Origin of the sequence: Halomonas sp. SpR8 (assembly GCF_031010195.1) — a bacterium.
Taxonomy (GTDB): Bacteria; Pseudomonadota; Gammaproteobacteria; order Pseudomonadales; family Halomonadaceae; genus Vreelandella.
Map to the genome: position 1 here is coordinate 1 of NZ_JAUAMC010000005.1, position 12,386 is coordinate 12,386.

Annotated in this window: 13 protein-coding genes and 1 rRNA gene; 9 read left to right on the top strand and 5 right to left on the bottom strand. The window is 57.6% G+C overall.

Going from position 1 to position 12,386, the window contains the following annotated elements; all coding sequences use genetic code 11:
- Positions 1-106: ribosomal RNA gene (locus QT230_RS10995) — 16S ribosomal RNA — on the bottom strand; the annotation flags it as partial.
- A 461-nt stretch (positions 107-567) separates the two neighbouring features.
- Positions 568-1,767 carry a tyrosine--tRNA ligase gene (gene tyrS / locus QT230_RS11000; protein ID WP_308321809.1) on the bottom strand — a complete coding sequence of 400 codons (1,200 nt, stop codon included), beginning with the start codon at positions 1,765-1,767 and terminating at the stop codon, positions 568-570.
- Between the two features lie 152 nt (positions 1,768-1,919).
- Between tyrS and QT230_RS11005 the strand changes: the two genes are divergently transcribed.
- Positions 1,920-3,059, top strand: a complete 1,140-nt coding sequence (locus tag QT230_RS11005) for an anhydro-N-acetylmuramic acid kinase (protein WP_308321810.1) — start codon at positions 1,920-1,922, stop codon at positions 3,057-3,059.
- A 35-nt stretch (positions 3,060-3,094) separates the two neighbouring features.
- On the opposite strand, the gene QT230_RS11010 is transcribed toward QT230_RS11005, so the two are convergent.
- Positions 3,095-4,138: a type IV pilus twitching motility protein PilT gene (locus QT230_RS11010; RefSeq protein ID WP_308321811.1), complete on the bottom strand. Its 1,044-nt coding sequence runs from the start codon at positions 4,136-4,138 to the stop codon at positions 3,095-3,097.
- Between the two features lie 32 nt (positions 4,139-4,170).
- Between QT230_RS11010 and QT230_RS11015 the strand changes: the two genes are divergently transcribed.
- The 6 genes from QT230_RS11015 to QT230_RS11040 all read left to right on the top strand — a co-directional run bounded on the left by QT230_RS11015 (position 4,171) and on the right by QT230_RS11040 (position 8,822).
- Positions 4,171-4,887, top strand: coding sequence for a YggS family pyridoxal phosphate-dependent enzyme (locus QT230_RS11015; RefSeq protein ID WP_308321812.1), 717 nt, complete (start codon positions 4,171-4,173; stop codon positions 4,885-4,887).
- Between the two features lie 64 nt (positions 4,888-4,951).
- Positions 4,952-5,776 (top strand): pyrroline-5-carboxylate reductase, encoded by an 825-nt coding sequence (gene proC / locus QT230_RS11020; protein ID WP_308321813.1) that lies wholly within the window; start codon positions 4,952-4,954, stop codon positions 5,774-5,776.
- Between the two features lie 55 nt (positions 5,777-5,831).
- Positions 5,832-6,425 (top strand): YggT family protein, encoded by a 594-nt coding sequence (locus QT230_RS11025; RefSeq protein ID WP_308321814.1) that lies wholly within the window; start codon positions 5,832-5,834, stop codon positions 6,423-6,425.
- A gap of 88 nt (positions 6,426-6,513) precedes the next feature.
- Positions 6,514-7,740 carry a homoserine O-acetyltransferase gene (locus QT230_RS11030; protein WP_308321815.1) on the top strand — a complete coding sequence of 409 codons (1,227 nt, stop codon included), beginning with the start codon at positions 6,514-6,516 and terminating at the stop codon, positions 7,738-7,740.
- Positions 7,740-8,333: a methionine biosynthesis protein MetW gene (metW, locus tag QT230_RS11035; protein WP_308322210.1), complete on the top strand. Its 594-nt coding sequence runs from the start codon at positions 7,740-7,742 to the stop codon at positions 8,331-8,333. Before QT230_RS11030 ends, metW begins: the two co-directional genes overlap by 1 nt.
- A gap of 39 nt (positions 8,334-8,372) precedes the next feature.
- Positions 8,373-8,822 carry a DUF4426 domain-containing protein gene (locus tag QT230_RS11040; protein ID WP_308321817.1) on the top strand — a complete coding sequence of 150 codons (450 nt, stop codon included), beginning with the start codon at positions 8,373-8,375 and terminating at the stop codon, positions 8,820-8,822.
- Between the two features lie 7 nt (positions 8,823-8,829).
- Here QT230_RS11040 and sfsA read toward each other — a convergent pair whose 3' ends face one another.
- Both sfsA and QT230_RS11050 read right to left on the bottom strand, forming a co-directional pair.
- On the bottom strand, positions 8,830-9,558 hold the full coding sequence (gene sfsA, locus QT230_RS11045) for a DNA/RNA nuclease SfsA (protein ID WP_308321818.1): 729 nt from the start codon (positions 9,556-9,558) through the stop codon (positions 8,830-8,832).
- Positions 9,558-10,718 carry an aminotransferase class I/II-fold pyridoxal phosphate-dependent enzyme gene (locus QT230_RS11050; protein ID WP_308321819.1) on the bottom strand — a complete coding sequence of 387 codons (1,161 nt, stop codon included), beginning with the start codon at positions 10,716-10,718 and terminating at the stop codon, positions 9,558-9,560. Before QT230_RS11050 ends, sfsA begins: the two co-directional genes overlap by 1 nt.
- Positions 10,719-10,948: 230 nt before the next feature.
- On the opposite strand from QT230_RS11050, the gene dksA reads away from it, so the two are divergent.
- Positions 10,949-11,386, top strand: a complete 438-nt coding sequence (gene dksA / locus QT230_RS11055) for an RNA polymerase-binding protein DksA (RefSeq protein ID WP_308321820.1) — start codon at positions 10,949-10,951, stop codon at positions 11,384-11,386.
- An 87-nt stretch (positions 11,387-11,473) separates the two neighbouring features.
- Positions 11,474-12,385 carry a tRNA glutamyl-Q(34) synthetase GluQRS gene (gene gluQRS, locus QT230_RS11060; RefSeq protein ID WP_308321822.1) on the top strand — a complete coding sequence of 304 codons (912 nt, stop codon included), beginning with the start codon at positions 11,474-11,476 and terminating at the stop codon, positions 12,383-12,385.
- Position 12,386: the final 1 nt, after the last annotated feature.

Sequence of the window (12,386 nt, forward strand, 5' to 3'; positions counted from 1 at the left end):
CCGCCGCTCGTCAGCGGGGTGCAAGCACCCCCTGCTACCGCTCGACTTGCATGTGTTAGGCCTGCCGCCAGCGTTCAATCTGAGCCATGATCAAACTCTTCAGTTTAAGATCTATGCGGTTCTTACCCGCCACTCGTAAGTGACAGAAGCGAACCAAACTTGGCTCAAGGTTCAAACGAATTCACTGTGATACTCCGAAGAGTATCGATATGTTCGCTTGCCTTGATATTTGGTGACTTGTCACCAACGTCAGCAAGCGCCCACATGAATTACCTGATCAAATTGTTAAAGAGCTGTTTCGCTGCGATAGTTGTCAAAACTACCTACAAACCGTTGAGCTGGCTTGCCTCAGCGAGGAAGGCGTATTCTACGCATTTCCTGGTGTTTGTCAATCGCTGTTTTTAGCGAATGAGGCGAGCAACAAAACTGCTCTAACCTTCTGACAAACCGAAGCTTTTTACACTTCATTCACCGCTGGTAACGCCATGCGTCCCCGGCAGCGGATGCGTACTTTACGGATTCGCTGCCAGGTTGGCAAGACCTTCATGGAAAATAAGCACAAAAAGTTCAAACAAGCGTCACACGGGCGTAACGTTTCTTGCCCGCCTGAATCACATAGCTCTTACCTGTCGCCAGCATGGTGTCTTTAGCGACGACGTCGCCATCGACCTTAACGCGGCCATTACCCAGCATGTCTTTAGCCTGGGCGCTGTTGTTGGCGAGCTCTGCTCTGTTTAGCACGGCTGCAATAGGTGCTTCTTTACTACCTTCAAAATCAACCGTCACTTCCGGTAGGTCTTCCGGCAGTTCACCGTCGGCCAGTTGGTTACCCGCTGACTTATGCGCATTGGCCGCCGCTTCATCACCGTGGTAACGGGCGATGAGCTCACGCGCCAGCTCCATTTTGACGTCACGCGGGTTCGCACCCTGCTCAACGCTCTGCTTAAGCGCGTCGATCTCTTCGTTCGATTTCAAAGAGAGCAGCTCAAAGTAACGCCACATTAAGCTATCGGGCATGGAGACCAGCTTATTGAACATGGAGCCCGGCGCTTCATCGACACCAATGTAATTGCCCAATGACTTCGACATTTTCTGCACGCCGTCTAACCCTTCCAGCAACGGCATGGTGATGACTACCTGGGGCTCCTGACCGAAGTGCTTTTGGATCTCGCGCCCCATCAGCAGGTTGAACTTCTGGTCGGTGCCGCCCAGCTCCACATCCGCTTCAAGCGCTACCGAGTCGTAGCCCTGTACCAGCGGGTAGAGAAATTCGTGGATAGCAATGGATTGATTGGCTTTGTAGCGCTTTTCAAAGTCGTCCCGCTCGAGCATACGAGCGACAGTGCTTTGCGCTGCCAGCTCAATCATTTTGGCGGCGGAGAGCTCGCCAAACCATTCGGCGTTAAAGCGCACTTCGGTTTTTTCAGGATCGAGGATTTTAAACACCTGCTCCTTATAAGTTTCGGCATTGGCTTTAACGTCTTCTTCAGTGAGCGGTTTGCGCGTTACGTTTTTACCGGTGGGGTCACCAATACGGCCGGTAAAGTCACCGATCAGAAAGATTACCGTGTGCCCCAAATCCTGAAACTGACGCATTTTGGTCAACAGCACGCTGTGTCCCAAGTGAAGGTCAGGGGCAGTAGGATCAAAACCCGCTTTGATACGCAGCTTGCGGCCTGAAGCCAGCTTGTTTTTTAACTCATCCTCTACCAGGATTTCATGCGTACCCCGCGACAGCAGCGCTAAAGCCTGATCCACCTCACTCATTGCCTCTCTCCACTATAATAAGAACCGCCCATACCGGGCTCAGGTGATAAATAACCGACGATGTTACCATGCTCGTTCGCCCTGGTTGAGCCTTGGTTCGGTCTTGTTTTAGCCCTGGCTGGATATTAGCCCCACTTTGTACGAGTTTGCTTATGAAAACACCAACCGTTTCGCCGCTTTACTATATTGGCTTGATGTCCGGCACCAGCCTGGACGGTATTGATGCAGCGCTTATCGCTCTCGAAGATGGTTCACCACCGCGCCTGCTGGCAACCCACGCCGAACCGATGCCGGATGAGCTGCATCACCTACTGTTTAAACTGTGCCATGCAGAGCAGGTGAGTTTTGCGCAGCTCGCCGCAGCAGAGCACGCGTTCAGCCAATGCCAAGCTCAAGCCGTGCAACAGTTATTAGCGCCGCTCTCAGTAGGTGTCGAGCAGATCAGCGCTATAGGCAGTCATGGTCAAACTATTGAGCACGCTCCTGCAGGCCACGGCGACGGCCCGGCTTATACGCTGCAGTTGGACAACCCCAGCCTATTGGCAGAACTAACTGGCTGCACGGTCGTGGCCGATTTCCGTCGCCGCGACCTAGCCGCTGGCGGCCAGGCTGCACCGCTGGCACCCGGCTTTCATCAGGCGCTATTTGGTCGAGCAGACGCGCATCAGTTGGTGCTTAACCTTGGTGGCTTTGCCAATCTGACCTGGCTTTCGAGCCAGCCGAGCGACCCAGTGATTGGTTTTGATACCGGGCCAGCGAATGTTTTATTGGATGGCTGGTTCTCGCTACATCAAGGCGACCGCTTTGATCAGAACGGTGACTGGGCTGCTAGCGGTAAAGTAGATGAAGCGCTGTTAGCTCGGCTATTGTCAGAACCGTTCTTCCAGCAGCCGCCGCCAAGAAGTACGGGGCGTGAGCTGTTCCATCTAGATTGGCTCCGCCAACACCTCAGCGGCCAGGAAACGGCTGCCGATGTGCAGGCGACGCTTGCAGAGCTCACTGCCGTCAGCGTCGCTCAAGGCGTTGAACAACTGCAGATCGATGACAGCTCCCTCACGTTGATCACCGCTGGCGGTGGCGCCCATAATGGCTATTTAATGCAGCGCCTTGCCTACTACCTCCCGCGCGCAACGTTCACTTCACCAGCAGAGTGCGGCTGGCCTGAAGACTGGATTGAGGCGGGTGCTTTCGCCTGGCTGGCTCACCAACGCTTGCACCACCTGCCTGGCAACCTGCCCTCGGTCACCGGCGCGCAGGGACCGCGGGTGCTGGGTGGCATTTATGCCAGCTAAAAGAAGAAGCCGTTATCGTGTCTGGCGCACGAGGGTTACTCATCCTGAAGTGCCAGCGTGCCCTTCGCACTCAGCTGCGCCTCTTGCAAACTCACCACGCCCTCTTTAACGAGTCGAGTGAGCACCGCATCCAGGGTTTGCATACCCAGACTGCCGCCGGTTTGAATGGCCGAGTACATCTGTGCCACTTTGTCTTCACGAATCAGGTTGCGCACGGCCGAGGTCGCAATCAGTACTTCGTGCGCCGCCACCCGGCCACCACCCTCACGCTTTAGCAGCGATTGCGACACCACCGCCTGGAGCGATTCAGACAGCATGGAGCGCACCATGGCTTTTTCCTCGCTGGGAAAGACATCGATAATCCGGTCGACTGTCTTGGCGGCAGACGTTGTATGCAACGTCCCCAGCACCAGGTGGCCAGTCTCAGCTGCGGTCAACGCCAGTCGAATGGTTTCCAGATCGCGCAGCTCGCCAACCAGAATCACATCCGGGTCTTCGCGCAGGGCGCTACGCAGTGCGTCGGCAAAGCTGTGGGTGTCGCGGTGCACTTCGCGCTGGTTAATCAAACAGCGCTTGCTCACGTGGACAAACTCAACGGGATCTTCAATGGTGAGAATATGCTCGTAGCGATGGTCGTTAATATAGTCGATCATCGCCGCTAGCGTGGTGCTCTTGCCCGCCCCTGTCGGCCCGGTCACCAACACCAGCCCCCGCGGCAACATCGCCAGGCGCTCGAACACCTCACCCAACCCCAGGGTTTGCATGGAGAGCACTTGATTGGGAATAGTACGAAATACCGCCCCCGCCCCGCGCGCTTGAGTGAAGGCGTTGACACGAAAGCGCGCCACCCCCGGCACTTCAAAGGAAAAATCAATTTCCAGGTGCTCTTCGTAGTCGCGCCGCTGACGATCATTCATGATGGCGTAGATCAGCTTGCGCACATCGTTATTATCGATAGCGGGCACATTGAGCCGACGAATGTCGCCGTCTACACGTATCATGGGCGGCAAACCGGCCGAAAGGTGCAGGTCAGAGGCATTCTGCTTTGCCGAGAATGCTAGCAGTTCGGTAATATCCATCTCTCTTCCCCGCTGCGGTAAGGTGCTTGAGTATGACAGACATCGCGCTTAACGAGTTACTCGCCAGTTCATACGATCAGGCGCTTGAACGCCTGCGTAACGCATTAGCAAGCGCCGGGCGCGCCCAGGATGCAGCCAAGCTATTGGCGGTCAGCAAAACCAAACCGGCGGCAATGATTCGCCAGGCTTGGCAGTTGGGTCAGCGTGAGTTCGGTGAAAACTATCTGCAAGAAGCGCTGGAGAAGCAGACTGAACTCGCTGATCTTGATGGCATTGTGTGGCATTTCATCGGGCCGCTGCAGTCCAACAAGACCCGTTCAGTGGCCGAACACTTTGACTGGGTGCACAGCGTTGATCGGCTAAAAATTGCCAAGCGCCTGAGCGAGCAGCGTCCAACGCATCTTGCACCGCTGAACATTTGCCTGCAGGTTAATATTAGCCGCGAGGAGAGCAAAGCGGGTGTGCCTCCCGAGGAGTTGGAAGCCTTAGCCAGGAAGGTCGCCACGCTGCCTAACCTGCACTTGCGCGGCTTGATGGCGATACCCGCCCCGGCAGAAGGCGTCGAGGCGCAACGCCAGCCATTAGCCGCGCTGCGCGAGGGGTTCACAGCACTGCAAAACGCCCTGCCCGAAGCGCCGCTTGATACGCTCTCGATGGGCATGAGCGACGATTTGGAGGCGGCGATACTCGAAGGCGCCACGCTGGTGCGTTTAGGTACCGCAATTTTCGGCGCCCGCCAGACGGCTTAGATAAATAACGCTATGCTGCAGCCCACACATTACTTAGCCAACGTTTACTAAAGGGACACCTATTATGGCGAATAAGATTACCTTCATTGGGGCCGGCAATATGGCCAGCGCCATTATCGGCGGCCTGATCGACAGCGGCGTTGAACCGTCTACTATTACCGCCACCGCGCCGAACGACAGCGAGCTGGCAGCGATTAAACAGCGTTTAGGTATCAATACCGACACCGACAACAACGCGGCGGTGGCTGACGCCGACGTGGTGGTGTTAGCGGTGAAGCCGCAAATTATGCGCGGCGTATGCGAAGCCCTGCGCGACAGCGTTCAGCGCCAGCAGCCGTTGGTGATTTCGATTGCGGCAGGCCTGGATGCCGACACTATCGATCAGTGGCTAGGCGGCCAAAACGCCATGGTGCGCTGCATGCCCAATACGCCTTCGCTGGTGGGTTATGGCGCCAGCGGCCTCTACGCCAATGGCAAAGTTAGCGACGCCCAGCGCGACGTGGCTACCCAACTGATGGAAGCGGTTGGCATTGTCGAGTGGGTGGAAGAAGAGGCCCTGTTAGACGCAGTGACCGCTGTTTCCGGCAGCGCCCCGGCCTACTTCTTTTTAATGTTTGAAGCCATGGAAGAAGCCGCCGTCAAACTCGGCCTACCTGCCGCCACCGCGCGCCGCCTGGCGATTCAAACCGCGCTGGGCGCGGCTACGATGGCACAGCATAGTGATAAAGACCCCGCCACATTGAAACAGAACGTGATGTCGCCGGGCGGCACCACCGAGCGTGCCATTCAACATATGGAAGAGGCACAATTGCGCACCACGATTGCCGACGCCATGCAGGCCTGCGCCGATCGTGCCCAGGCAATGGCCAAGGAATTAAGCGGCAGCTAATACAGCCATTCGGCGAGCGCGCAGTTAAGCTACGGATCATCAAGGAGACTCTACAATGGGCAACGAACTGGGCAGTGCAGGATTGATGCTGGTCAACACCCTGATCAATATTTATCTGTTTTTACTCATGCTGCGCTTTCTGCTGCAGGCATCACGGGCGGATTACTTCAATCCGTTAAGCCAATCCGTAGTCAAAATCACCCAGCCGGTGGTGGGCCTGTTTCAAGGCTTTTTAGGTCCCGTTGCGGGCCGTTTTGACCTTGCCACGTTAGCGGCAGGCTTTGTATTGAAAGTGGTCAGCATCATCGCCATCTTTATGGTCATTGGCGTGGGCATGCCACCCATTCCCGGGCTGCTCATCGCCGGTGTGGCGGCATTGGCGAATGCGATTTTAAAAATCTACTTCTTCGCCATGATCGTGATGATTATTTTGAGCTGGGTAGCGCCCAACGCCAGCCACCCTGGCGCGCTGCTGGTAATGCAGTTGGTAGAGCCGATTATGGCCCCCGTGCGCAAAGTGATCCCCCCCCTGGGCATGATCGACCTCTCGCCTATCGTGGTGTTTATCGCCATTAACCTGGTCGATAGTTTGGTGGTCGGCGCTCTGGTCCGTGCGGCGGGCATTTCAGGGGCACTGGTCGGTCTCTGATCACGGCTGTCTGCCAGCTCTTTGTGCAATGAATCTTTCTCCAGCTTGATTCATTTAGACGTACTTTTTAGCAGGACTCGCGCCTTCAATGCCTGATTCAGATACGCATGCGTTTGCAGACCGACCGTCGGGTTCCGTCGGCCTGGTCACCCCACACGTGGCATGCTTCGACACGCCGCTCGCTCTTGCCTGCGGCAAAGTACTGCCTGCCTACGAGCTGATTTACGAAACTTACGGCACTCTGAACGCTGACCGCAGCAACGCAGTGCTGATTTGTCATGCGCTTTCCGGCCACCACCATGCGGCGGGCTACCATAGCGAAGAGGACCGCAAGCCCGGCTGGTGGGATGCCCATATCGGCCCCGGCAAAGCGATCGATACCAATCGTTTTTTTGTAGTTTCGCTAAATAACCTGGGTGGCTGCCACGGCAGCACCGGGCCGGTTAGTCACAACCCTGACACTGGCCGCCAGTGGGGGCCAGATTTCCCCATGGTCACGGTAAGCGACTGGGTGGCCAGCCAGGCACGGCTAGCCGACCACCTGGGAATCGAGCGCTGGGCCACGGCGGTGGGCGGCAGCCTGGGCGGTATGCAGGTGCTGCAGTGGACGATGACCTTCCCAGAGCGGGTGGCTAACGCGGTGGTGATTGCCGCCACGCCCCGGCTCTCGGCACAAAATATCGCCTTTAACGAAGTGGCCCGCCAGGCGATTCGCTCTGACCCGGAGTTCTTCGACGGCTGGTACGCCGAGCACGACACCGTGCCCAAGCGCGGGCTAAAGCTAGCGCGTATGGTGGGCCATATCACCTATCTGTCGGAAGACGCTATGGGCAGCAAGTTTGGCCGCGACCTGCGTAGCGACGACCTTAACTTCGGCTTCGATGTCGAGTTCCAAGTAGAGTCCTACCTGCGCTATCAGGGCGATACCTTCTCCACCGCCTTTGATGCCAATACCTACCTGCTGATGACCAAGGCGCTGGATTACTTTGATCCCTCCGCCACCCAGGGGGGCGACTTAGCCAACGCCCTGGCCCCAGCGCAGTGCCCGTTTTTGATTGTCAGCTTTACCACCGACTGGCGCTTCCCGCCCTCGCGTTCCCGCGAGCTGGTCGATGCGCTCATCCGCGCAGGCAAATCGGTCAGCTACGCCAACATCGACTCACCCCACGGGCACGATGCGTTCTTACTTTCAGCGCCGCGCTACGATGCCATCTTCAGCGCCTTTATGAGCCGCGCCGCCCAGGAGCTTAACCTCGTCGAAACAGGTGCAGATGAACAGTGCAAAGATGAACCGGGTACGGAGGAGTCGCCATGATGCGCGCCGATCTTGAGTTGATATACGACTGGGTGCCCGAAGGTGCGCACGTTCTCGACCTCGCCTGCGGCGACGGCGAACTGCTGGAGACGCTGGCGCGCAATAAAGGCGTGACCGGCTATGGGTTGGAAATTGACCATGACGGGATCAATGCCTGCGTTGCCCGTGGCGTCAACGTGATTGAGCACAACCTGGATGACGGTTTAAGCAGCTTCTGCGATAACAGCTACGATCAGGTCATCATGACCCAGGCACTGCAAGCGCTGCGACGGCCGGACAAGATGCTCGATGAAATGCTGCGTGTCGCCGAAGAGGGCATCATTACCTTCCCTAACTTCGCCTATTGGCGCCACCGTGTGTATTTGGGCTTACGCGGCTATATGCCGGTATCCAAATCGCTGCCCCACGCCTGGTACGACACGCCCAACATCCACCTCTCAACGTTCAACGACTTTGAGCACCTGTGCCGGGAAAAGGGCTTGGTGATTGTTGATCGTGCGGTGGGCGTGGGGGATCATCAAGGTCACTGGAAATCGCGGCTATGGCCCAACCTATTTGGTGAAATTGCCATTTTCCGCGTTCGCCGCCGCTAGATTTGCAGCGTGTTTAACCATTACCCAAGGAGCCACGCCATGCTACGCAGATTAATGATCAGTGCCGCCCTTGTCGGCACACTCTTCGCCAGCGCTGCGGCTCACGCTGAGCAATTCGTCAGAGTGGACGATTACGAGATTCACTACAGTGCAGTGAACAGCAGCTTTTTAACCCCTGAAGTGGCTCAGGCGAACAACCTCCAGCGCAGCGCTAACCGCGGCCTGGTAAATGTCAGCGTTCGCGAGCGCCAGGACGATGGCAGTACCCGCCCGGTTAACGCCAGCGTGCAGGGCCACGTCAGCGGCTTAACCGGCGTTCAGGAGTCACTCAGCTTTCGTACCGTGCATGACGGAGATGCCACTTACCACCTGGCACCGTTTACCATGCGCGAAGATGAAAGCATGCGCTTTGAGCTAGGCGTGCGCTATGACCGCAATTCGGCCCCCGAACCGGTGAACTTTATTCAGCGTTTTTATATTGATCGCTAGGCACTAGCTATAGCCGGACAGGCAGGTGGCGGGTTAGTCCCACCCTAAACGGCCACTCCTGCTCCCGTATCACCTCAATACCATAGGCCAGCACTTCCACCCCGCTGGCCGAGGCCTCCGCCAGGGCTGCCGCGTACGTCGCGTCGATATGCGCAGCGGCGGCCACATCTGCAATGCCTTCGTGGGCGACACAAAACAGCAGCACCGCCCGCTCGCCCTGCTCTGCCAGCACGCGCAGCGAATGCAGATGCTTGGTGCCGCGCACGCTGACCGAATCGGGGAAGTAGCCATGGCCATCCTGCTCTTTGAGGGTGACCTGCTTCACCTCGATATACGCCCGCCCCCGCTCTGGATCGTCCAGCCTAAAATCGAGCCGGGCATCGGCTACTTTTACCTCTCGGCGCAGCGTAGCGTAGCCTACCAAGGTTGCCAACGAACCCGCCTCCAGCGCCGCTTCCACCATGCGATTAGCGCGGCCGGTATGCACCGAGGCAAGTGCTACCTGCCCATCGGCTTGCGGCAGCTCGATAAACTCCCACGTCCAGGCAAGCTTGCGCTTGGGATTATCGCTGGGCGACAGCCATACTCGGCACCCAGGCACGTTCACCGCCTTCATTGAGCCGGTATTGGGGCAGTGTGCGACCACCTCGCGACCGTCGTCCAAGCGCACATCGGCCAGAAATCGTTTGTAGCGTTTGAGTAGCGTGCCCGGCACAAGCGCTGGATAGTTCAGCATCACAGCCTGCCCACAAAGCGGGCAATCCGCGCCACCGCCTCTTCCAGGCGGGCAACCTCATTGGTGAAGGCGATGCGCACATGGTGCTCACCACCGCGCACGGCGAAATCGATACCGGGGGTAATCGCCACGTTCTCCTGCTGCAATAAGCGCTCACAGAAAGCCTGACTATCGTGGCTGTAGCGGGCGATATCCAGCCAAAGATAGAACGCCCCCTGGGGCGGCAGGTCCGGCGCCAGCCCCAGGCTCGCCAAGCCTTCCAAAAGCACCTGACGGCGCTCTTTAAGCGTTGCGCGGCGCTGTTCGAGGATAGCGCGGCACTCGGGTGTGAAAGCTGCCAATGCGGCATGCTGTGAAGGCGTCGGCGCGGCAAGAAACATATTCTGTGCCAATCGCGTTAACGGCTCCACGGCATGTTCCGGTGCCACCAGCCAGCCCAAGCGCCAGCCGGTCATGCCGAAATACTTCGAGAAGCTATTGACCACAAAGGCGTTGGCCGACAGCGAGGTGGTCGACAGCGGCGCATTATCGTAGTTGAGCCCCTGATAGATCTCATCGACGATCACCTCGCCTTCACGCTCGGCAACCGCTGCCAGCACGGCAGAAAGCTGCTGCGCGCTCAACGTATGACCGGTGGGATTAGAGGGCGATGCCAGCATGGCGAGACTCGTATTCTCGCGCCAATGCTGCGCGACCAGGGCAGCGTCTAACTGCCAGCCGCTCTCACGCCCCACAGAGACCGCATCAATTTCAGCCCCCGCCAAGGCCATAAAGTGACGGTTGCAGGGATAGTTTGGGTCAGCCATCAGCACCCGCGAGCCAGTGGCGACTAACAGCTGGCTGGCCAGCAGCAGCGCCCCTGACGCCCCTGGCGTTACCAAAATGCGCGCCGGATCCACCGAGGCGTTAAAGTGCTCGGCGTAGTGCCCGGCGATTGCCTCGCGCAGTGCAGGCAAGCCCGCAGCGGGAGTGTAACGAGTATGGCCATTGGCCAGCGCCTGCTGCCCGGCCGCGATAATCGGCGCTGGGGTCGCAAAATCAGGCTCGCCCACTTCCAGATGAATCACATCGTGACCGGCGGCTTCACGCGCCTGGGCCATTTCCAGCAAATGCATGACCCTGAAAGGGGCAACATGGTCGACACGCGAATTCCAGGCCATAACGGCTCCTGTATCTAGTCATTAGTAAAACCGAGGCATCAGTAAAACTGGAAAATAATTAAAAGTTAACTAAAACATGACACTAGTCATATTAGAGACAAGACCATCATCGAAAAGGCACCATTATGCTTGCAACTCCGTCATTTTTCAGCTAAACAAGCATCCCTTTGGCGTGAGATCGTGACAGTTGCTCATGGTCGATCAGTAGTCACATATGTAGGGGGCATCCCATGCCAGTAGCAGAAAAGAAACCGGAAGCGTCCAAGTCCTTCACCCCGTATGAGTCAGCGCCGGGTGAAGAGTATATGAACGAGCAGCAGCTAGCGCACTTCCGTCAGCTGCTGCTGGATTGGAAACAGGATCTCATGGAAGAGGTGGATCGTACCGTACGCCACCTGCAGGAAGACGCGAACAACTACGCCGACCCCGCCGACCGTGCTACCCAGGAAGAGGGCTTTAGCCTGGAACTGCGCACTCGGGATCGTGAGCGTAAGCTGCTCAAGAAGATTAACGAAACCATCGATAAAATCGATGATGATGACTACGGCTTCTGCGAAGCCTGCGGCGTTGAAATCGGCATTCGGCGTTTAGAAGCTCGCCCTACCGCTACGCTTTGCGTGGATTGCAAAACCTTGGCAGAACTCAAAGAGAAACAGCTCGGCGGCTGAGCGCTAAACGAACGCTCAACTCGAACGCGGGCACCTTAGGGTGCCCGTTTTTGTTAACCCCCACGCACTGACTAGTCTGACGCTACTATGAATGAACCTGCTCGCTACCGTGGCCGCTTTGCGCCTACGCCCTCAGGCCCGCTGCACTTTGGCTCTTTGGTCGCCGCTTTAGGCAGCTACCTAGACGCCCGTGCGGCACAGGGGGAGTGGTTGGTACGCATTGAGGATATCGACCCGCCCCGCTGCCCCGATGGAGCGGCGAGCACGATCCTGCGTCAGCTGGAAATCTTTGGCCTGGAGTGGGATGGGAGTGTTATGTGGCAGCACACCCGTGATGGGGCTTATCAAATTGCCTTAGATCAGCTTATCCAACTAGGCCTTGCCTACCCCTGCAGCTGTTCGCGTAAGCAGTGGCAGGCGTTTGACATCTACCCCGGCTGGTGCCGCGATGGCGTATGCGATCCTACTAAACCGGTGGCCTGGCGGCTGCGCAGCGACTACGGCGAGCGTCCTATTCGCTGGCAAGACCGGCTATTCGGCAAGCAGCAGTTTGACCCGGCTGAACTGGGCGATGTGGTATTAAAGCGCAAAGATGACCTATGGGCGTACCAGCTCGCGGTGGTGGTAGACGACGCCGAGCAGCAGATTAGCGATGTAGTGCGCGGACTCGACCTGCTCGACAACACCCCCTGGCAGCGCCAGCTGCAGAGCGCACTTCAGCTAGCGCAACCGCGCTATCTACACTTGCCGCTCATCGTCACCGCTGAAGGCCAGAAGCTCTCGAAGCAGAACCTTGCCCCCGCTCTGGCGGAAGATGACCACGGTGTACGCCAGCAGCTTTTTCAGGCGCTGGAAGCGCTGGATCAATCGCCGCCCCAAGACCTAGCAGCAGAGCCACCGGCGACTCAGCTACACTGGGCGGTAGCCAACTGGTCGTTGGCGCAGTTAAGCCCAACACCACACCGTTTAACGCCCTTCTTACATCCATCAGGAGATTGAT

Bases quoted from the DNA above. Each gene is read 5' to 3' on its own strand.
- QT230_RS11030 (WP_308321815.1), top strand. From the start codon at position 6,514: ATGCCTGATTCAGATACGCATGCGTTTGCAGACCGACCGTCGGGTTCC.
- QT230_RS11050 (WP_308321819.1), bottom strand. From the start codon at position 10,718: ATGGCCTGGAATTCGCGTGTCGACCATGTTGCCCCTTTCAGGGTCATG.
- proC (WP_308321813.1), top strand. From the start codon at position 4,952: ATGGCGAATAAGATTACCTTCATTGGGGCCGGCAATATGGCCAGCGCC.
- QT230_RS11005 (WP_308321810.1), top strand. From the start codon at position 1,920: ATGAAAACACCAACCGTTTCGCCGCTTTACTATATTGGCTTGATGTCC.
- QT230_RS11010 (WP_308321811.1), bottom strand. From the start codon at position 4,138: ATGGATATTACCGAACTGCTAGCATTCTCGGCAAAGCAGAATGCCTCT.
- gluQRS (WP_308321822.1), top strand. From the start codon at position 11,474: ATGAATGAACCTGCTCGCTACCGTGGCCGCTTTGCGCCTACGCCCTCA.
- QT230_RS11015 (WP_308321812.1), top strand. From the start codon at position 4,171: ATGACAGACATCGCGCTTAACGAGTTACTCGCCAGTTCATACGATCAG.
- QT230_RS11025 (WP_308321814.1), top strand. From the start codon at position 5,832: ATGGGCAACGAACTGGGCAGTGCAGGATTGATGCTGGTCAACACCCTG.
- sfsA (WP_308321818.1), bottom strand. From the start codon at position 9,558: ATGCTGAACTATCCAGCGCTTGTGCCGGGCACGCTACTCAAACGCTAC.
- tyrS (WP_308321809.1), bottom strand. From the start codon at position 1,767: ATGAGTGAGGTGGATCAGGCTTTAGCGCTGCTGTCGCGGGGTACGCAT.
- QT230_RS11040 (WP_308321817.1), top strand. From the start codon at position 8,373: ATGCTACGCAGATTAATGATCAGTGCCGCCCTTGTCGGCACACTCTTC.
- dksA (WP_308321820.1), top strand. From the start codon at position 10,949: ATGCCAGTAGCAGAAAAGAAACCGGAAGCGTCCAAGTCCTTCACCCCG.
- metW (WP_308322210.1), top strand. From the start codon at position 7,740: ATGCGCGCCGATCTTGAGTTGATATACGACTGGGTGCCCGAAGGTGCG.